The organism is Cellulomonas soli (genome assembly GCF_052036975.1).
Taxonomy (GTDB): Bacteria; Actinomycetota; Actinomycetes; order Actinomycetales; family Cellulomonadaceae; genus Cellulomonas; species Cellulomonas soli_A.
In genome coordinates this window covers 133,326-153,225 of the sequence record NZ_JBQIAR010000007.1, presented here as the reverse complement: position 1 = coordinate 153,225, position 19,900 = coordinate 133,326, and the positions used below count along the sequence as shown (strand labels likewise).

At 68.6% G+C, this 19,900-nt stretch carries 14 protein-coding genes and 1 other RNA gene; all 15 read left to right on the top strand.

The features are described from left to right. Positions 1–41: 41 nt before the first annotated feature. Positions 42–1,160, top strand: a complete 1,119-nt coding sequence (gene prfB / locus ACTHAM_RS09610; RefSeq protein ID WP_440686769.1) for a peptide chain release factor 2 — start codon at positions 42–44, stop codon at positions 1,158–1,160. 188 nt (positions 1,161–1,348) lie between these two features. Further along, the gene (ftsE, locus tag ACTHAM_RS09605; RefSeq protein WP_440686767.1) at positions 1,349–2,038 is read left to right on the top strand and encodes a cell division ATP-binding protein FtsE; all 690 of its coding nucleotides are present in this window, start codon (positions 1,349–1,351) and stop codon (positions 2,036–2,038) included. Between the two features lie 12 nt (positions 2,039–2,050). Continuing rightward, complete coding sequence (gene ftsX / locus ACTHAM_RS09600; RefSeq protein ID WP_440686765.1) at positions 2,051–2,965, top strand: permease-like cell division protein FtsX; 915 nt, start codon at positions 2,051–2,053, stop codon at positions 2,963–2,965. 1 nt (position 2,966) lies between these two features. Then, a complete protein-coding gene (locus ACTHAM_RS09595) occupies positions 2,967–4,262 on the top strand; it encodes a peptidoglycan DD-metalloendopeptidase family protein (protein WP_440686763.1) in 1,296 nt (431 codons plus the stop codon). A gap of 142 nt (positions 4,263–4,404) precedes the next feature. Beyond that, positions 4,405–4,875, top strand: a complete 471-nt coding sequence (smpB, locus tag ACTHAM_RS09590; RefSeq protein ID WP_440686761.1) for an SsrA-binding protein SmpB — start codon at positions 4,405–4,407, stop codon at positions 4,873–4,875. Then, positions 4,872–6,812 (top strand): DUF2207 domain-containing protein, encoded by a 1,941-nt coding sequence (locus tag ACTHAM_RS09585; RefSeq protein ID WP_440686759.1) that lies wholly within the window; start codon positions 4,872–4,874, stop codon positions 6,810–6,812. Before smpB ends, ACTHAM_RS09585 begins: the two co-directional genes overlap by 4 nt. Before the next feature lie 80 nt (positions 6,813–6,892). Then, positions 6,893–7,948, top strand: coding sequence for an ATP-dependent DNA ligase (locus tag ACTHAM_RS09580; RefSeq protein WP_440686757.1), 1,056 nt, complete (start codon positions 6,893–6,895; stop codon positions 7,946–7,948). A 128-nt stretch (positions 7,949–8,076) separates the two neighbouring features. After that, complete coding sequence (locus ACTHAM_RS09575) at positions 8,077–9,732, top strand: methyl-accepting chemotaxis protein (RefSeq protein ID WP_440686755.1); 1,656 nt, start codon at positions 8,077–8,079, stop codon at positions 9,730–9,732. Positions 9,733–9,817: 85 nt separating this feature from the next. After that, positions 9,818–10,185: a transfer-messenger RNA gene (gene ssrA, locus ACTHAM_RS09570) on the top strand. Between the two features lie 492 nt (positions 10,186–10,677). Then, on the top strand, positions 10,678–12,417 hold the full coding sequence (locus tag ACTHAM_RS09565) for an ATP-dependent nuclease (RefSeq protein WP_440686877.1): 1,740 nt from the start codon (positions 10,678–10,680) through the stop codon (positions 12,415–12,417). 311 nt (positions 12,418–12,728) lie between these two features. Beyond that, a complete protein-coding gene (locus ACTHAM_RS09560) occupies positions 12,729–15,359 on the top strand; it encodes a Z1 domain-containing protein (RefSeq protein WP_440686753.1) in 2,631 nt (876 codons plus the stop codon). Then, positions 15,356–16,369 carry a PD-(D/E)XK motif protein gene (locus ACTHAM_RS09555; RefSeq protein WP_440686752.1) on the top strand — a complete coding sequence of 338 codons (1,014 nt, stop codon included), beginning with the start codon at positions 15,356–15,358 and terminating at the stop codon, positions 16,367–16,369. The genes ACTHAM_RS09560 and ACTHAM_RS09555 overlap by 4 nt, the downstream gene beginning before the upstream one ends. A 251-nt stretch (positions 16,370–16,620) precedes the next feature. Continuing rightward, positions 16,621–18,243, top strand: a complete 1,623-nt coding sequence (locus ACTHAM_RS09550) for a hypothetical protein (protein ID WP_440686750.1) — start codon at positions 16,621–16,623, stop codon at positions 18,241–18,243. A 68-nt stretch (positions 18,244–18,311) separates the two neighbouring features. Further along, positions 18,312–19,139 carry a hypothetical protein gene (locus ACTHAM_RS09545; protein ID WP_440686748.1) on the top strand — a complete coding sequence of 276 codons (828 nt, stop codon included), beginning with the start codon at positions 18,312–18,314 and terminating at the stop codon, positions 19,137–19,139. After that, positions 19,136–19,900: a DUF6339 family protein gene (locus tag ACTHAM_RS09540; protein WP_440686746.1), complete on the top strand. Its 765-nt coding sequence runs from the start codon at positions 19,136–19,138 to the stop codon at positions 19,898–19,900. The genes ACTHAM_RS09545 and ACTHAM_RS09540 overlap by 4 nt, the downstream gene beginning before the upstream one ends.

Here is a 19,900-nt window from a genome sequence, read left to right as displayed (position 1 = left end):
TGGGCCTGCGTGGGCTCGCGGGACCGGTAACCTGGACGGTCGTGGCCACCACCGACTTCCCTGCCGAGCTCCGCGACCTGCGCACCACCCTGGACTCCATCCAGGCGGTGAGTGACCCGACCGCCCTGCGGGCCAAGATCGCCCAGCTGTCCGAGCAGGCCTCCGCGCCGGACCTGTGGGACGACCCCGAGTCCGCGCAGAAGGTCACCAGTGCCCTGTCGGCGGCGCAGTCGGAGCTGGACCGCGTGAGCAAGCTGCGCGGTCGCATCGACGACCTGGAGACCCTCGTCGAGATGGCCACCGAGGACGGCGGCGACGCCGACACCCTCGCCGAGGCGGAGGCCGAGCTGGTCTCGATCCGCAAGGACCTCGGCGAGCTCGAGGTGCGGACGCTGCTGGCCGGCGAGTACGACCAGCGTGAGGCGGTCGTCACCATCCGTGCGGGGGCCGGTGGCGTGGACGCGGCCGACTTCGCCGAGATGCTGCTGCGCATGTACCTGCGCTGGGCGGAGCGGCACGGCTACCCGACGTCGGTGCTGGACACCTCGTACGCGGAGGAGGCCGGTCTGAAGTCGGCCACGTTCGAGGTGAAGGTGCCTTACGCGTTCGGGCACCTGTCCGTCGAGGCCGGCACGCACCGGCTGGTCCGCATCTCGCCGTTCGACAACCAGGGCCGCCGGCAGACGTCGTTCGCGGCGGTCGAGGTCATCCCGCTGATCGAGCAGACGGACTCCATCGAGATCCCCGAGTCGGAGATCAAGGTCGACGTGTTCCGCTCGTCGGGCCCGGGCGGCCAGTCGGTCAACACGACCGACTCGGCGGTGCGCATGACGCACATCCCCACGGGCATCGTCGTGTCGATGCAGAACGAGAAGTCGCAGATCCAGAACCGTGCGGCGGCGCTGCGCGTGCTGCAGTCGCGCCTGCTGCTGGTGCGTCAGGCCGAGGAGAACGCCGCGAAGAAGGCCATGGCCGGCGACATCAAGGCCAGCTGGGGTGACCAGATGCGCTCGTACGTGCTGCACCCGTACCAGATGGTCAAGGACCTGCGTACGGAGTACGAGGTGGGCAACACCTCGGCGGTCTTCGACGGTGACATCGACGGGTTCCTCGAGGCCGGTATCCGCTGGCGCCGTGGGCAGCAGGGCGTGGACGCCTGACCGGAGCGGCGGCTGGATGGTCGCGCCGCCCGCTGTGACCCGATATGCGGGTCGGTGCCGGGCACGTGTTCCTGTGCACTCGCCGGGGACCGGCGTGTCCTGGCCCGACTGCTCCGAACGGGTGCCTAGTCTCGTCGAGGCCAGCAGCAGCACCCGCCCCTGATCCCCGAGACCTGGCCCAGAGTGCAGTGATCCGACTCGAGAACGTCACCAAGGTCTACGCGCGCGGCGCCCGGCCTGCTCTGGACCGTGTGTCCCTGGACATCGAGCGGGGGGAGTTCGTCTTCCTGGTCGGTGCGTCCGGGTCGGGCAAGTCGACGTTCCTGCGGCTGGTGCTGCGTGAGGAGCGGGCCACGGCGGGCAAGGTGTTCGTGGCGGGCAAGGAGCTGGGCTCGTTGTCGGGGTGGAAGGTGCCGCAGCTGCGCCGGCAGATCGGGGCGGTGTTCCAGGACTTCCGCCTGCTGCCGAACAAGACGGTGTTCGAGAACGTGGCGTTCGCGTTGCAGGTGATCGGCAAGCCGCGCCACCACATCCTGACGACCGTGCCCGACGTGCTGGAGATGGTGGGCCTGGCCGGCAAGGAGAAGCGCCGCCCGCACGAGCTGTCCGGTGGTGAGCAGCAGCGGGTGGCGATCGCGCGGGCGTTCGTGAACCGGCCGCCGATCCTGCTGTGCGACGAGCCGACCGGCAACCTCGACCCGACGACCTCTCTGGGGATCATGCGCCTGCTCGACCGGATCAACCGCACCGGCACCACGGTGGTGATGGCCACGCACGACGACGAGATCGTCGACCAGATGCGCAAGCGGGTCATCGAGCTGTCGACCGGTGAGCTCGTGCGCGACCAGTCGCGTGGCGTGTACGGCTCGGACCGCTGAGGGGGCCGGGACGTGAGACTGCAGTTCATCCTGTCGGAGATCGGCATCGGCCTGCGCCGGAACTTGTCGATGACCATCTCGGTCATCTTGGTGACCTTCGTGTCGTTGACGTTCGTCGGGTCGGCTGCGTTGCTGCAGTCGCAGATCGGCAAGATGAAGGACGACTGGTACGACAAGGTCGAGGTGTCGGTCTTCCTGTGCCCGCGGGACTCGTCCGAGCCGACGTGCGCGGGCGGTGAGGTGACCGAGGAGCAGAAGGCCGACATCCGCGCGGCGTTGGACGCCCCGGAGATCGCCCCGTTCGTGCAGGACATCTTCTTCGAGTCGAAGGAGGAGGCGTTCACGGCGTTCCAGGAGCAGTTCGGCGACCAGTTCTGGGCGGCGGCGACCACCGCGGACGACATGAACTCCTCGTTCCGGATCAAGCTGGCCGACCCGGAGAAGTACCAGGTGGTGGCCGACGTGGTGGCCGGCAAGCAGGGCGTGGAGGAGGTGCAGGACCAGCGGCGGCTGTTCGACCAGCTGTTCCTGGTGCTCAACCGCGCGACGCTGCTGGCCGGTGGTCTGGCGGCGGTGATGCTGCTGGCGGCGGTGCTGCTGATCACGACGACGATCCGGTTGTCGGCGCTGAGCCGTCGGCGCGAGACGGGCATCATGCGCCTGGTCGGGGCCTCCACGTTGTTCATCCAGCTGCCGTTCATGCTGGAGGGCGCGATCGCGGCGACGATCGGTGCGGCGATGGCCGTCGGTGGCCTGTGGCTGGGCGTGGAGTACGTGGTCAAGGAGTGGTTGGGCAGCTCGTTGACGTGGGTGCCGTACGTGGACTCCGCCGACGTGTGGGCGATCGCGCCGATCCTGCTGGCGGTGGCGATAGGCCTGGCAGCCGTGTCGTCGCTGGTGACCCTGAGCCGTTACACGAAGGTCTGAGATGACGCCCAAGCGCAAGCGCCTGCTGTCGGCGGCCCTGGTCCTGCTGGTCGCCGGGTCGGCGGCGTTGTCCGCCCCGGCGTGGGCGGACGACCTGGACGACAAGCGTGAAGCGGCGCAGGCCCGGGCCGATGCGGCCGAGGCCGCGCGGGAGGCAGCCGAGGCCCAGCTGGAGGAGCTCGACGGTGTCGCGCAGCAGGTCGCGGCCGAGCTGGTGGCCATCGAGGCGCAGCTGCCGGCCGCGCAGGCGCGGGTGGATGCGGCGGCGGAGGCCTTGGCGAAGGCGCAGCGTGAGCAGGCGCTGATCGCGGACCGTCTGGCGGCTGCGCAGGACGAGGAGTCGCAGGTCGTCGCCTCGATCGCGCAGGACGACGAGCGCGCGGCGCAGATCCGGGCCGCGATCGGTCAGATGGCGCGCGAGGCGTACAAGTCGGGGACGGACGCGTCGGGTCTGGACGTGGTGCTGGGTGCGCAGAGCACCGAGGACTTCGTGCAGCGCTACGGGTTGCTGTCCACGGCGTTGCGCACGCAGTCGCAGGTGCTGGACGAGCTCAGTGCGATCGAGTCGGGCAACCGCAACGCGCAGGCGCGGCTGGCGGCCGTGAAGGACCGCATCGCCGAGCTGAAGGTCGAGGCGGACGCGAAGGTCGCCGAGGCGGATGCGGCTCGGGTGGAGGCGGCCGACGCGAAGGCGGCGATCGACGACCTGTACGAGCAGCAGACCGCCAAGAAGGTGTCGTTGGAGGCCCAGCGGGCCGACATCGAGGCGCAGCTGGCGAAGATCGACGCGGAGCGGTCCGCGATCCAGAACGAGATCAGTGCGATCGCCGCGGAGCAGCGGGCGCGTGACGCGTCGATCCCGCAGGCGCCGACGGGGTCGGTCAGCGGGGCGCTGTTCGGCAACCCGACGAGCATCAACCCGATCTACGTGACCTCCGAGTACGGCATGCGCCTGCACCCGACCTTGGGGTACGTGCGGTTGCACGCCGGGATCGACCTGCGCACGTACTGCGGGACGCCGATCTACGCGGCGCGTGAGGGCACGGTGGTGTGGGCCAAGTACCGGTACGGGTTCGGCAACCAGGTGATGGTCGACCACGGGTTCTACAAGGGGAACTCGTTGATGACCAGCTACAACCACATGACGAGCTTCGTGGTGGGTGCGGGGCAGGCGGTGTCCGAGGGGCAGCTGCTGGGCTACTCGGGCAACACGGGGACGTCCGCGGCGTGCCACCTGCACTTCGAGGTGTACGTGAACGGCGCGACGCAGAACCCGCGGCCGCTGCTCGGGTTGTAGCCAGGCCGGTGCGGGGCGTGGTGCCGTGCGCGTAATGCCCTCGGTGGGTCATCGGGTGCCCGGTAGGCTCGATGGTCGGTGCCAAGGCACCTGCACCGCCGGCACCTGGCCGGGTGGTGCGCGACGAAGGAGGACGTGAGCCGTGGCCAAGGAGGCGGGGCGCAAGCTCGTGGCGTCGAACCGCAAGGCCCGTCACGACTACACGATCGAGGACGTGTTCGAGGCCGGTCTGGTGCTCAGCGGCACGGAGGTCAAGGCGTTGCGCGCGGGGCGTGCGTCGCTGATCGACTCGTGGTGCGAGGTCGAGGGCGGTGAGGCGTGGCTGATGGGTGCGCACATCGCGGAGTACGCGCAGGGCACGTGGACCAACCACGCGCCGCGCCGCAAGCGCAAGCTTTTGCTGCACCGGGAGGAGATCGAGCGTCTGGAGTCCAAGACGCGCGAGAAGGGCCAGACGATCGTGCCCTTGCAGCTGTACTTCCTTGACGGTCGCGCGAAGGTCGAGATCGCGTTGGCCCGGGGCAAGAAGGACTGGGACAAGCGGCAGGCGCTGCGGGAACGGCAGGACAACCTGGAGGCGCAGCGGGCGATCCGCGAGCGGCGCGACCGGTGAGCCGCGTGACGGTGGCGGGCGTGCGCGCCCGGCGGGTGCTGGGTGCCCGGGTCGGTGCGGGTGCTGTCGCGCTGGTGTGCGGTGCGGTGCTGGTGGGTGCGTCGACGGCGGCTGCGGCTGCACCGCCCGCGGCCCGACCGGCCGTGGTGCCGGGTGCTGTGGTGCCGGATGTGACCAGCGGCCGTGAGATCACCCGGTACGACGTGACCGTCGACCTGGACGCGCACGGTGTGGCGCACGTGGCGCTGGACTTCGACTTCGACTTCGGCGACGACCCGGGTCACGGTCCGTACCTGACGTTGCCGATCCGGCAGGGCACGGACACGGGGCAGGACCGCCTGTACAAGGTGACTGACGTGACGGCGTCGAGCACCTCGGGTGCGCCGGACGACGTGGACGTCTCGGACGACAACCGGGTCATGACGATCCGGGTGGGCGACGAGGACGTCGACGACGTGCAGGGCGTGCAGTCGTACCGGGTGTCGTACACGGTGGACGGCTGGGTGAACCCGGCGAACGAGAAGCACTCGGGCGACGAGCTGTACTGGGATGTCATCGGGCACTGGGACATCCCGCTGTCCGAGGTGGCGGTGCAGGTCGTGGGCCCGGTGGACGCCGAGGGTGCGGCGTGCTTCGTGGGGCCGACGGGGTCGACAACGCCGTGCGACTACGCGGACGTGGTCGACGGGGCGGGCGCCTTCTGGCAGGCGACGGTCTCGCCGGGGGACTCCTTCACGGTGGTGACGGGCTGGCCGGGGGGCACGTTCGACGCGGAGCCGATCCTGGGGCCTGCGTTCGACCCGCTGATGCCGTGGCGGCCGGTGTCGGCGCTGGGCGGGTTCGCGCTGGTGGTGCTGGCGGTGGGCACGTTCCTGGTGGTGCGGCGGGTGCGGCGGCATGGCCGTGACCTGGCGTACCTGGGCCTGACGCCGGGGCTGCACCCGGCGCCGGGGCAGCAGGCGTCGACCGGCTACCGGGACACGCGGGAGCCGGTGAGCGTGCAGTTCACGCCCCCTGCGGACGTGCGCGCAGGTGAGGTGGGCACGCTGGTCGACGAGGTGGCCGACCCGGTGGACGTGACGGCGACGCTGGTGGACCTGGCGGTGCGCGGGTACCTGCGCATCGAGGAGGTGCCGCGTTCGAACCCGAACAAGAAGGTGAAGGACTGGACGCTGGTGCAGCTGCGTCCGGTGGGGCCCGAGCTGCTGCCGTTCGAGGCGCGGTTGCTGGGTGAGGTGTTCGAGGGGCGCTCGAGCGTGACGTTGTCGGACCTGCGCACCACGTTCGCCTCGTCGATGGCCACGGTGCAGGGCCTGCTGTACGAGCATGTGACGGCCAAGGGCTGGTTCACGGCCGATCCGCGCAAGGTGCGCACCCGGTGGCGGCTGGCGGGCGCGTTGGCCTTCCTGGTGCCGGGCGCACTGCTGACTTTCGTCATCGCCGGTGTGCCGGTGCAGGTGCCCGGGGCGGTCCTTCCGGCGGTGGCGCTGGCTCTGGTCGGCGTCGTTGTGCTGGTGTGCGCGAAGGCGGCCCCGGCGCGCACCCCGGCGGGCACGGCCGTGCTGGCCCAGTCGATGGGGTTCCGGCGGTACCTGGCCACGGCGGAGGCGGAGCAGATCCGGTTCGAGGAGGGTGTCGACATCTTCAGCCGGTACCTGCCGTTCGCGATCGCGTTCGGGTTGACGGACCGGTGGGCGCGGATCTTCTCCGAGCTGGCGGCTCGTGGGGCGGTACTGCCGCAGCCCACCTGGTACGCGGGGACGCACGTGGGCCCGGGTCCGTTGTGGATGACGTCGTTCGCCGGCTCGATGGACCGCTTCACGACGACGGCGACGACATCGCTGACGGCCCCCACACCGGGTTCGTCGGGCGGGTCGGGCTTCTCGGGCGGGTTCTCCGGCGGGGGTGTCGGCGGCGGGGGTGGCGGCGGCTGGTGACGGCTGCCGGCTGAACACCTCGGCTGGTCGAGCGCCTGCGTGCGCTGGCCGGGTCGTCGGGGGCCGGTCAGACTGGCGCGATGGACCTGCCCGTGATGCCTCCGGTCGACCCGATGCTGGCCCGTGCGGTCCCCACGATCCCCGCCGACCGGTTGTACGAGCCGAAGTGGGACGGGTTCCGGGCGGTCGTGTTCCGCGACGGCGACGAGGTGGAGGTCGGTTCGCGGAACACCAAGCCGATGCAGCGGTACTTCCCGGAGGTGGTGGAGGCGGTGCGGGCCCACCTGCCGCAGCGGTGCGTGGTCGACGGCGAGATCGTGGTGCCCTCGGCGACCACGGGCGGGCTGGACTTCGAGGCGCTGCTGGCCCGTGTGCACCCTGCGGAGTCCCGGGTGCGGTTGCTGGCGCAGCAGACGCCGGCGCTGCTGGTGCTGTTCGACGTGCTCGCGGCCGGCGGGCAGGACGTCACGGGGTTGCCGTTCGCGGAGCGGCGCGCGTTGCTCAAGGGCATGGTGCTGCCCGGCGGGCCGGTGCACGTGACCCCGCAGACGGGTGACCTGGCGGAGGCGCAACGCTGGTTCGAGCAGTTCGAGGGTGCGGGGCTGGACGGTGTGGTGGCCAAGGACCCGGCCTCGACCTACCAGCCGGGCAAGCGGGTGATGGCGAAGATCAAGCATGAGCGCACCGCGGACTGCGTGGTCGCCGGGTACCGCCCGCACGCCTCGGGCCCGGATGCGGTGGGGTCGCTGCTGCTGGGGCTGTTCACCGATGACGGGGTGCTGGCGGCGGTGGGCGTGGCGGCCTCGTTCCCGATGGCGGTGCGCCGGGCGATGGTGACCGAGCTGGCGCCGATGGTGACGACGCTCGACGACCACCCGTGGGGTGAGCAGGCGCTGGGTCGCACCCCGCGCGAGGCGGAGCAGTCGCGGTGGGCGCGCGGCAAGGACCTCTCGTTCGTGCCGTTGCACCCGCAGCTGGTGGCCGAGGTGGCCTACGACCACCTGGAGGGTGACCGGTTCCGGCACACCACGCAGCTGCGCCGGTGGCGTCCGGACCGTGACCCGGCCTCGTGCACGTACGCGCAGCTGGAGGAGCCCGTGGGGTACGAGCTGACGGACGTCCTCGCAGGTCACTGACTGACCACGCGGTAACGGCTCACCCGAAAGGGCAGCCCGCGACCCCTCAAGTCGTGGTGGTGGTCGGTCGATGATCCAGGACGAGCGGAAGCCAAGGAAGGCACCGCCCTGCAAGAGGAGTTGCCGCGATGAAGCTGGTCCCTGCCTTTGCACGCCCGAACCGGCCCCGCGTCGGTGTCCGCGGTCGGATCCTCGGAGCGGTGGTCGTCAGCTCCTTGGCGTCGGTGGCCATCGGTGCCGCCGGGCTCCTGGCTCTCCAGTCGGCCAACGCTGCCACCGAAGACATCTACTCCGAGCACCTCATCGGCGTTGAGAGCGCTGCCACGATCCGCCGTCTGACCGTCGAGATGCGTTCCGCGGTGACCAGTCACGCGTTGGCCTCCGATGCCGACGACTTCCGCCGGTACGCCACGCTGATCGGTGACCTGGACGCGCAGATCGACACGGCCGTCGCCGAGTACGAGAACGGTGTCGCCGGCGAGCAGCTGGCCGCCGCCCAGGACTTCGCGGCCGGGCTCACCGAGTACCGCGGCATCCGCGACGGGGACCTCATGCCTGCCGCCGAACGCGGCGACCTGGAGGTGTGGCGCAGCCTGCGCGACGGCAAGGTCACCGGGCCCACCGTGCAGATGAACACGGCGTTGGCCACCCTGGTGGACCTGGAGAAGTCCGCCGCCACCGAGGCGATCACCGGTGCCACGCAGGACGCCGCGACCAGCCGGATGCTCGTCGTCGCGCTGCTGGTGGTCGGTCTGGTGGCCGGTGCGGGCCTGGGCATCGCCGCCGCTCGATCCGTCATCGGACCCCTGCGCCGCATCCGTGCCGTGTGCGACGGGCTCGCCGACGGCGACCTGACCGTCGAGGCCGGCCTGACGTCCACCGACGAGGTCGGACGCATCGGCGGGGCCATCGACACCGCCGTGCAGCGGCTGCGCAGCATGGTCGCCACCATCGACGGCTCCGCGCAGGCGCTGGCCGGGGGAGCGGCGCACCTGGCGCAGACCGCCGAGCACATCGCCCAGCAGGCCGTCGACGCCCAGGCCCAGTCCGACGCACTCGCGCAGGCCGCCGAGCAGGTGTCCCGCAGCACGCAGGGCGTCGCGGCCGGCACCGAGGAGATGGAAGCCTCCATCGCCGAGATCGCCCGCAACGCCGCCGAAGCCGCCCGCGTGGCCTCCGAGGCCGTCACCGCCGCCGCCGACGCGAACGACACCGTCGCCCAGCTCGGCGACTCCAGCCGCGCCATCGGCGAGGTGGCCCGCACCATCGCCAAGATCGCCGAGCAGACCAACCTGCTGGCCCTCAACGCCACCATCGAAGCCGCCCGGGCGGGGGAGGCCGGCAAGGGGTTCGGCGTCGTCGCCGCCGAGGTCAAGGAGCTGGCCCGCGCGACAGCCGCCGCCACCGAGGATGTCAGCCACCGCGTCGAGCTCATCCAACGCGACACCGGCATCGCCGTGGGCGCCATCGCCAGCATCGGGGGAGTCATCGACTCCATCCACGAGTTCCAGTCGACCATCGCCACCTCCGTCGAGGAGCAGACCGCCACCGCCTCCACCATGACCCACGGCATCGGCGAGGCCGCCACCGGCACCGCGCAGATCGCCGACGGCATCGAGACCGTCGCCGCGTCCGCCACCGCCACCCGTGACGGCGCCGCGCAGTCCCGCGAGGCCGTCGCAGGCCTGGTGGACCTCGCCGAGGAGCTGCGCGGCCTGGTCAGCCAGTTCCGCTACCAGGTGAAGGACGCCGACCTCGCACACACCGGTGCTGGGCGGGAATGAGGGAGACCGCGCCGGTGTTGGGCAGGTAGTCTGAGACCGCCGACGCACCGGGCAACCGAGGCGCAGGTGGCTTGACAACTGCACAGGGGGTGATCGGTTTCGACGGTGATCGTCGAGCCAGGAGAAGCGTGTCGAGAACGCACGGTTATCTCGTTAACGATCCGCGCAAACTTATAGGTGCCGATTCCAAGCGCACCGACTTCGCCCTCGCCGCCTGAGCGAGCCTCGAAGTCCGTCAGCCTGAGTACGCTCTCGACTCAGTAACTGGCGTCATCTAGAGAGCCACTGCTTGTGACCTTCGTCAGTGGGGCCACAGGGACTTTTAGCTGACTGGGCCCGTCCGCCACTTGTCTGCGTGATGGCGGGGGCCGAGAAACTCAGCTGCAGACTGCACACGGAGAAGCCCTGGTTCCACGTCATCGGACGCGGGTTCGATTCCCGCCACCTCCACCCCTGTGACCCTGCGCGTGCGCGGGGTGTCTCGACCAGAAGGTGGTCATCCGCTCCGACGGGTGGCCACCTTCTGGCGTGTGGGCTCGACCCGCGAACGTCGGCGCCGTGGCGCCGTGGTGGCCCCGCTCGTCGAGCCCGCGGGAGCCGAGGGCCCGCCCGGATCGCGGACGCCGCGCGTCATGGCGGACGGGCATGGTTAGGACATGCGCCCTGGACGCGACCGCGCACCAGCCAGTCACGGGACGGCAAAGAGGTGCTCCGCACCGTGCAGAGATAGCGCGGGCGCCAGTCGCCCACTCGTACGGCGCCGCGCCGGACCCCGTGCGATTCCGCGCGGTCCGGATCCTCGCGCGCTCGCCGCCGCCCGCGCGTCCGTGCGAACGGCGATGGCGGCTGCGAGCCGGACTGTCGACGAGTTGCGAGGGCCCTCGGAGCGTCGTCGCCGCGCCATCGATCGGCGAAGGCGAGAGGTGCCATGATCGGTACGTGAGCATGGAGGAACTCCAGAGGCGACTGTCGAACGGTGGATACACCCACTTCATCGATGGGATTCGTTTCCCAAACCTGAAGAACCTTGCGCCAGGGCTGGCGATCGAGTTCAGTCACCCAATCACGGCTCTCGTCGGCCCCAACGGCACCAACAAGACGACCGTGCTTCGAGCGCTGCAGGGCTGTCCCAGGGGTATGGACCTCGGCGAGCACTGGTTCGAGACTGGGATCGACAGGGTGGAGAGTGAACCCGCTCGCTACATCTACCGGTACAGGGCTCCGAGCGGAGCTGCTGCGGAGGTCATCAAAACGAGAGTCGCCCGCGCGGGTCGGCGGAAGGACTACTTCGAGACGCGCGCCCCTCGCACTTCCGACGGCATGGCCTCGATGTCGACCGAGATAGATCCGCGCGATGCTGATGTGCGCAACGAGACGCGGTGGAGGCCGATCCCGATGCCTGTCGTGTATCTGGACTTTCGGCACTCGATCCCCGCCTTCGATATTCACTTCATGCTGAATCACGCGAAGCGTGACAATGCGATCGAACGGAAGAAGGCGCTTGTTCGTCGAAGGTCGCAACACCTCTCCGACGCGATAGCGTCGGGGGCTGATCGTCAGGAGTACTATGGGTGGAATCGCATTCTGACTCCGGCCAGGGAGTTGACGCCAGTCGAGCTTCGGCAGGTATCGACGATACTTGAACGCAAGTATGAGTCGATCAGGCTGCTCCGCCACGACTTCTTCGACATTGAGGGTGATACGGCGCTGATCACTCAGAGTGGTCGGGCCTACTCAGAGGCGTTCGCCGGGAGTGGCGAGTTCGCCGCGATCGTTCTCGTCCGAGCGCTCTCGGCAGCGCCGAACGGGGCTCTGGTGCTTCTCGATGAGCCGGAGACATCTCTTCACCCGCGGGCGCAGGAGAAACTCATGGGTGTGGTCGCCGAGGTTGCACTTCGCAAGGGGCTGCAGGTGGTCTTCTCGACACACTCCCCTTCCCTCGTAGCCGGTCTGCCGTTGGGCTCCGTCAAGGTCCTGGACATCGGCGCCGCGGGCACGGTCGAACTGGTGGCACAGTGTGCGACGCCCCGGGAGGCGTTCAACAGGCTGGGAGCGACAGTCGATCCGGCGCACGCGGTCGTGGAAGACGAGTTGGCGCGTGAGATTCTCGTCCGAGCGGCGCGCTGTATCGGATCGGACGCGACGGAGAGTCTTGACGTGCGAGTGGTGCCCGGCGGGGCGGAGTCGATATCGAATTATGCTGTGCCCGCACTCAGTGCGGCAGGCCAGTCGACGTTCGTTGTACTGGATGGCGACAAGTCACCGGGTTCGGAGATGTTGCCGCCTGGCGAAATCGCGGACGCAGACTTGGACGCGCAACTCAAGGTCTTCGGCATATCCAAATCTCGCCATCGAGACAGCGATGAGAAGCCCGGAACGGCCAAGTGGTACGCGCGAAACCGCTCGTTGTACGCCTGGTGCTTCGAGCGCCTGCGATTTCTTCCAGGAGGTGTTCCCGAGGCACTGCTTCTGGAAATGCTGGGCGAGGAAGCGCCCGCCTCGAGTGAGGACGCAAAGGCGGTGTGGAGGGAGCGATGCGCCGAAGAGTTAAGGCTCACTGCGGCCGAGATCCCCAACTCCGCCGCGATTCTCGCCACACAGACGCGAGCGCTTGCCAAGGTCTCCGACGAATCCCCTCTCCTGAAGGAAGTTGTCGGACTCGTACGCGAGATCGTTGGATCATGACGCGCGCCGCAGGTGGCGTCGACGGCCGTTGCGCAGCACGGGAGCCGGATTTCCTGAGGAGCGGATTGATTCTCTCGTTCGCGGACGCGGGAAACGGCGCAGGCCTGTTCTGTCCGTTGCTCGACCGTGCAACGCCCCCTGGGCGCTTGCGCACATCACTCGACTGGCGCAACGGGTGAGCGACGGTTGCCCAAATCGCCACTACTGGAGACAGTCAGGCAGCTAGGCTGACCATGCCGGCACGGTGCGGAGTCCAGTCCTGCGCGAGATGGGCGTGGCCGGCGCGGCGAGTGCACCGGACAGGGGGGATTGTGGTTGATGAGCGGGCCGCAGGCGAGACTGCCTGGCAGTCGTTCCAGACGTTCACGCAGCGGTTTCAGCCGCACGAGGCGATCCAGAACTTGAGGGCAATCGGTCTCCCCGAGGATCTTCTTGAGGTCCTGCTCGCTAGACACGATGTCGAGGCGCGGGAGATTGTTCAGTTGCGCGAACCGCTGGGGATTTCGCGCGAAGGCCGAGTTCCCTGGTACACGGGTCCTAGGCCCAGCGATGTCAACTGGCCTTACCTAGAGAAGCGCCTTGGCAGGACCGTCGGGCCGGAGGCAACCGCAAAGATCGACGCTGCTTCGAGCAAGGTCGTCGCGATGCTTGACCACCCTGCGACGCCCGCGTTTTCCTCGAAAGGCCTCGTCGTCGGGCATGTCCAGTCAGGGAAGACCTCCAACTTCACCTCGGTGATCTGCAAGGCGGCAGACCGCGGTTATCGCATGTTCATCGTGATGTCGGGGATCCACAACGCTCTGAGAACTCAGACACAGGCGCGTCTCGCGGACGACATTGTTGCTTCTAACCCCACGATGTGGCACCAGTTGACCAGTGCGGAGCGTGATTTCATGCCACCCGCATACGCCGCGTCGCTTCTCGCTGGGAACGAGCAGGCGCTACTGCTGGTTGTGAAGAAGAACGCGGTGGTGCTGCGCAAATTGCGCGCCTGGCTCCGCACTGCCTCCGAGCATCTCGCGAATGTTCCGACGCTGATCATCGATGACGAGGCCGACCAGGCCACGGTTGCTACCAAGACGATCAATCCTCTGATCTCCGGGATCATGGAGAGTCTGCCGAAGGCCTGCTATGTCGGCTACACGGCGACGCCGTTCGCGAATCTGCTGATCGATCCGAGCGACACCAAGGACTTCTACCCGAGGGACTTCATCCTGAGCCTCGAGCGGAGTGCGGCCTACCAAGGACCGGAGACGCTGTTCGGTCGGGACGCCATGGACGGTGAGGACCCGGCCGACGTCCCGGGTGGTATGGACATGGTGCGAGACATCCCAGTGACGGAACTGGCATCTCTGCGGCCAAGGAGCCGTTCGGAGGTGCCGGACTTCCGACCCGAGATCACAGCATCTCTGCGCCGGGCGATCATGTGGTTCTGGCTCGCGACCGCTGCCCGCCGTGTTCGTGACGGGGAGGTTCGGCACTCCTCGATGCTTGTGCACGCGCACTCCGACACGCTCGTACACGACTCCTTCGCGGCCCCTCTGCGGAGGCTCAGGGCCACGGTTCTTGAGGCACTCGGTTCGTGCTCGCCGGAACTCCGGTCAGAGTTTCTCCATCTGTGGGAGGCGGAGACGCAGAGGGTCCCTGCCGTAGAACTCGGTGAGATGCCGATCGGGTTCGACGAGGTGGAGCTGGTCCTTGCTTCGGTGGTAACCGATACCAAGGTGATCCTGGACCACTACCGCAGCCAAGATCGTCTGAACTACGACGGCGGTCCGCAGACCGTCATCGCCGTGGGCGGCAACACTCTGTCCCGCGGTTTGACGCTCGAGGGATTGGTCGTGAGTTTCTTCGTCCGATCGGCCGACGTCTACGACACGCTATTGCAGATGGGACGATGGTTCGGATATCGGCCGGGGTACTCCGACCTTCCACGCATCTGGATGCCGACTGAGGTCCGCGAGTGGTTCATGCATCTCGCGACTGTCGAGGCAGAGATGCGAAAGGAGATCGATCGCTACCTTGTCGAGCACAAGTCACCACTCGAGATGGCTGTCCGCATCCGCTCCCACCCGAAGATGAAGATCACCGCGCCCAGCAAGATGGCCGACGCGGTCAGGGCTGCGGCGGCCTACGGAGGCCAGCTGATCGAGTCCAGGTACTTCCCGGTCGCCCCGCGTGATAAGGCTTCCGCCTGGTTCGCCGCCAACGCCGTCGCTGTCGAGGCGCTGGTCAAGGCCTGCGACCGGTCGGTCTCCGCCGAACCGCACGCGGGGCCCGACGGCGATCCGGGCAGGATTCTTTGGCACGGCGTGCCTTCGAGCGTCGTCATGTCCTTCATTCACTCCTACAGCTTCCACGAGAAGTCGGTTGAGGCGGATCCAGCGCTCCTCATCCAGTACATGCAGGCGCGCGCCCGCGCGGGTGGGTTGGGCCGCTGGAACGTCGCGGTCATGGGTCGACCGGCTTCGGAGACGGAGAAGGCGATCCAGCTGCCGGACGGACGCGCCATTGGGATGGTGCGCCGCTCGCGGCTGGCCAACACCAAGGATCTAGCTCACGCCGACATCAAGACGCTGAGTGGTTCGCGTGACGAGGCCGTGGACCTGCACGTGCCACCGGACTGGGACGGCACGGGGCGCTCTGCCTATGCCCGTCTCCGAGAGCAGCAGGCGCCTGAGACAGGTCTTCTCATGCTCTATCCCATCGACCCCGTCTCGGCGCCATCGGCGAAGTACCGCGTAGCGCTCGATGCGCCGGCGACCGTCGTGTGGGGTGCTGCGCTGGTGTTCCCCCGGCCATCGGCGGGGGATGACGTCGCTGTCGAGTACGACTTCGTCGCTGCGGACCTGTCGAAGGTCTTCCCGGGTGCTGTGGCGGACGACGAGATCGATGTCGCAGTGCTGGACGAGGATCTCGATTCGACCGCGGTCGGTTCATGACCCGCGCGGTACACGTCGAGTCGGAACTCCGTCGCACACTCGAGTACTACTGGTCCCAGTTGCCGGTGCCTTCCGGGCCGACTATCGCATCCGTGGACATTGCACTTCCGCTCGGGCGGGCGTACGTCCGTGTCGGCGTCGACGCCGATTCGCACCGGCACATCCTGGTGCCGATGCCAATCGAGGCGCCTGACGTGTCAGACCACGTGAGTAGTGGGGTCCGTCTGACGACGCGAGCACTGGCCTCGGACGAGGCGAGTCTTCGCTACGCGGACCTCGAGTGCGCGCGACCGGACCTCACTGGGGTGTTCACAGGACTCGCCGCGGACGTGTGCCTGGCGCTCCTCGCGGGGCCTAACGACCCTGGTGCAGCAGTGAGCCAGCAGCTCGACGACTGGCGCGCGCTGCTCGGAGCGGGCCACGCGGCGTGGACCACCGAGCGATTCGGCGGCCTTGTCGCTGAACTTCTGATCCTCGACGAGCTGCTCGACCTCGACTCTCGTGCGGTGTCCTGGTGGACCGGTCCTCTTGGCGAGGCTCAGGACTTCAGGTCTCCGATCCACGCACTCGAGGTCAAAGCGAGCCTCACGAAGGAGGGCCGTCTAGTCCGGATCCACGGCACCGACCAGCTCGAGTCCCCGGTCGGCGGCACGCTGGGCCTCGTCTGGTTCCGGCTCCGTCCCGCCGACGTCGGCGTAGGCGTCAGCCTGGTCGAGCTCATTGAGCGCTGCCTCGCCAAGGGCGGGGCCGCTGGGGTTCTCGACCGCCTGGATAGAGTAGGACTTCCGGCGATGACCGAACCGGAGGTCGTCGGCGCTCGGTTCGAGATCGTCGAGCGACGGTGGTACCGAGTCGACGATGGCTTCCCGTCCATACGGCCAAGCCGGTTCATCGAGCAGGCTGTGCCCGCGGGTGTCGGAGCGGTCGAGTACCTGATCGACCTCGACGTTGTCCCTGCTGACGAGCGCCCGCTGGCGGAACTTCTCGGCGCATTCCTGGAGCGACGATGAGTCGGCCGTCCTGGTTCTCGCAGCCGTTCTCGCCTGCGGGGGCGATCACAGCGGAGGGGCTCCGCAACCAACTGGGTCGCCCCGAGCTGTCCGTCTTGACGGTGCTGGTTCGTGAGGCAGCACAGAACTCCTGGGACGCGAAGGCGTCCCGCAGGATTCGTTTCTCACTGGAGCTACGCGATGTCGGACCCGCTCACGCCCCGGCCTGGCGCGAACTGCTCACGCCTGATGCGCCGCGTGAGTCTGGTCCGATGCGTGGGCTGGGCGAAGTGCTCCGTTACCCCACGATCCGCTACCTCGCCGTGGTCGATCGCGGCACGTCGGGTCTCGGGGGGCCGACACGGTCGGATCACTATGCGGACCCAGGCAACCGCGGCTGGCTCTCATTCGTCCTGAACTCCGGGGAGAGACAGGACACGGACGGCGGCGGCGGGACATACGGTTACGGAAAGGGTGCGTTCTTCCTGGCCAGTCGCGTCGGCACGGTCATCATCCATACGCGGTTCCGGGATGTGGAGGGACACCTCAGGACGCGCCTTATCGGGTCCTCGCTCCTTGAGTCCTACAACGACCACGATCGCCGCCCGTTCACGGGGCGCCACTGGTGGGGCGACGTCAGGGCGGATCACTGTGAGCCGTTGACTGACGACCACGCGACAAGGGTCGCAGAGCGGTTGGGCCTGCCGCCGTTCGACGACGAGGCGACCGGCACCACCGTCGTCGTGTTGGACCCCGATCTTCGCGACCCGTCGCATGACGACGAAGCGGCGGCTCCCGAACTCTCGGTGCACGACGCAGGCCAGTACCTAGCCGAGGCTATGGCGTGGAACCTGTGGCCACTCACTCTGGAGGACCGCTCCCCGCGCATGCACGTCTCGGTCGCAGTGAACGGCGAGCCGGTCAAGGTCCCGGACGAGTCGACTGACGCGACGCTCGCCCACTTCGCCAATGCTTACCGCGAGATGAGCTTGCGCGCACCGGACGCGGAGATTCGGTGCGGCAATCCGCGCCGTCTGCTGGGCTCCTTCGCGGCCGTATCGACACTCGGCGCGCGCGTCAGAAGTCGGGCTGCTGAGGAGCTCGGGCTCGACCGCGACACCGCGCCACATCATGTAGCGCTGATGCGACGCCCAGACCTGGTCGTCGGCTACCACGAGGGTCCGGCGAAGCCCCACCCAGAGGTCGGATACGCGGGGGTCTTCAAGGTCGACGACTCGCTGGACTCGACCTTCGCGAGGGCCGAGCCGCCCACTCACGATTCTTGGGTGGACGCTCAGCTCGCCGGTCACGAGGCCACGTTTGTGCGGGTCGCGCGGCGCAGGCTCGCGGAGCGGTGCATCGAGCTCGCGGGGCCGAGGGGCACGCCCGCGGCTGTCGAGAGCGCCTCAGTCGGCGCGGTATCCCAGCGGCTTGGCTTCCTCCTCGCCGGCGTCGGCGATGGCGCCCCGCTCGACGGTGACGGCGGCGCGGGGCGCGGGAGCAACTCGCCCGATCATCCTCGAGGCGCGGGCGGCGCTCCGGGGGGCGGTCGCGGGGGAGACGGAGGAGGTGCGCGTCCCGGACGACCCCGGCGACCACTACTTGTCGGGAACCCGCGCTTCGAGCTGCTCGACGGTACCTGGCTCGTGGCGCAGCGTGTCCGGACTGCGGTGTCAGGTCGCCTCCGCGGAGTCGTCGGTGTCGTCACAGGAGAGGGCGCCGAGACCTCCGCCCCGGCCTCTGCCGAACAGCCGAAGGTGTATGGGTGGCGCCGAGAGGACGGCGCCGTGGTTCCCGGCCTCGAAGTGGACGTCGCCGCCGAAGAGCTCGACCTCTTGGCGCAACCTGTGGCTGATGCAGCGATCGAGATCGGCGTGGAGTGGGTGGTGCTGTGAGAGCGATGCCGTACCCCGTGCCCGCCGACTCGGTGTCTGCCGAGTCGTGGACGCTCCACGGAGCGCCCGTGACCACCGTGCTGCCGGGTTCGGACTACGAGTCGTTGCACGAGTTCGAGAGGATCGTCCGGGTCGACGTACTCGGTGCGGCGCGGGCTTCAGGGCTGGACCCCGAGGTGCAGCTCGGACTCCACGTCCGCTACTGGTCGACCGGAACGCTCGTGCGCCGGTCGGCGACCATGGAGCGTCTCGTCCCCGACGCCACGACCGGTTGGGCCCAGGTCCATCTGGCTGCGCCAGTGAAGGGTGCGGAGCTCGCTGGTGATCTCGTGCTCGAGACGACGCTCGTCCGGGTGGATGAGTCGGACTCCGAGGGCTTCACTGCGAGGCGGGCGGGCAGCGTCCTCTGGAGCGACATGCTGCAACTCGCGCTCGAGGGCGCCGGGGGGCTGCTGCCCATCGCGCCAGTCAGGTTCGTCGAACAGGGACTGCCTGCCGCCGCTGCCTGGTACGTGAGTCTCGACGGATCCGACTGGACAGCTCCTGCGATGGGCAGCCTTCTCGTGCTCCTCAACGTCGACAATGGCGCAGTCACCCGCGCGCTGGAAGCGGGCAGTACCTCGTCCGCAGCGATCTGGGACACGCTCATGGTGGACGTTGTGTGCGATCTGGTCGGCAGGGCGCTGGACGACGAGGAGTATGAACCGGATCAGCCCGAGGACGCTGAAATCTCGACGGGGCAGCTCGTGACCAACCTGATTCGCTCCTTCCTGAGCCACCCAGGTGAGAGTGCGCATGACGCAGTGGCTCGTCTGCGCGGTGAGTGGCGTCGGGATCCGTCGCGCGTGCGGGCGCTTGCCCAGAGCACACTTCGGTTCCCAGGGTCGGTGTCGTGAGCACTCTGTATCCCCGACTTCTTCCTGGGGAGACCGAGACACTGTTCGCTGCGCTCTCGCATGAGGTGGTGCACGGCGCCGAGCCGGCCGCCGTCCCCGGCTCCGCGCGCGTGGTCTACGCCGCTTCCGGGGGGATGCGCGCGCGCCGCGACGACCTCGCGGTCATCCGCCATGAGGTGCTGCGGGTCGCCCGGGAGCAAGGCTTCCCGGCGCGTCCGGGACTTGACGCGCGCCATCGGTTCGACCGTCAGGTCGGCCGGATCCTGCATGCGCGGATGGGCGTCAGCCCGGGGGAGGCATCCCAGCGGCAGATCTGGGCCTACCTCGCCCTCGTGCTCCTGCCCGATGTCTGCGCCTGGCGCTTTCCGCCCAACGATGACGGTACGTTTGTCGGGGATCGCTTCAAGGGGACGGACCTGACGCGCCACACCCTCGCACGCTTGTGGTGGCGCGCGCATGTGCTCTACGACGAAGCGCGGGAGAGCGATCCGTACTGGTTGCTCGATGTGCTGGGAGAGGCCGATCTCGACCAGGTCATGGCGCGGCGCAGCTCGATCGCGGCCACTCCAGCCCTGGTCCGCACGGTGGTGAAGGTCGCCGCTGAGTCCGGCCACTCCGGAGGGCGCGAGGTGCTGAGGGACGTGCTCAAACGACTCCTGCGCCTCACGGCCTTCCTCGATCTCGACTGGCTCGACGAGGCCGAACTGAAGACCCTGGTGCTCCGCGAGCGCGACTTGTCCATCGCGAACCTGCTCCTGTGA

Coding starts and splice junctions, on each gene's coding strand:
- ACTHAM_RS09595 (WP_440686763.1), top strand. CDS start 2,967: ATGACGCCCAAGCGCAAGCGCCTGCTGTCGGCGGCCCTGGTCCTGCTG.
- ACTHAM_RS09580 (WP_440686757.1), top strand. CDS start 6,893: ATGGACCTGCCCGTGATGCCTCCGGTCGACCCGATGCTGGCCCGTGCG.
- ACTHAM_RS09575 (WP_440686755.1), top strand. CDS start 8,077: ATGAAGCTGGTCCCTGCCTTTGCACGCCCGAACCGGCCCCGCGTCGGT.
- ACTHAM_RS09565 (WP_440686877.1), top strand. CDS start 10,678: ATGGAGGAACTCCAGAGGCGACTGTCGAACGGTGGATACACCCACTTC.
- ACTHAM_RS09555 (WP_440686752.1), top strand. CDS start 15,356: ATGACCCGCGCGGTACACGTCGAGTCGGAACTCCGTCGCACACTCGAG.
- ACTHAM_RS09550 (WP_440686750.1), top strand. CDS start 16,621: ATGCGTGGGCTGGGCGAAGTGCTCCGTTACCCCACGATCCGCTACCTC.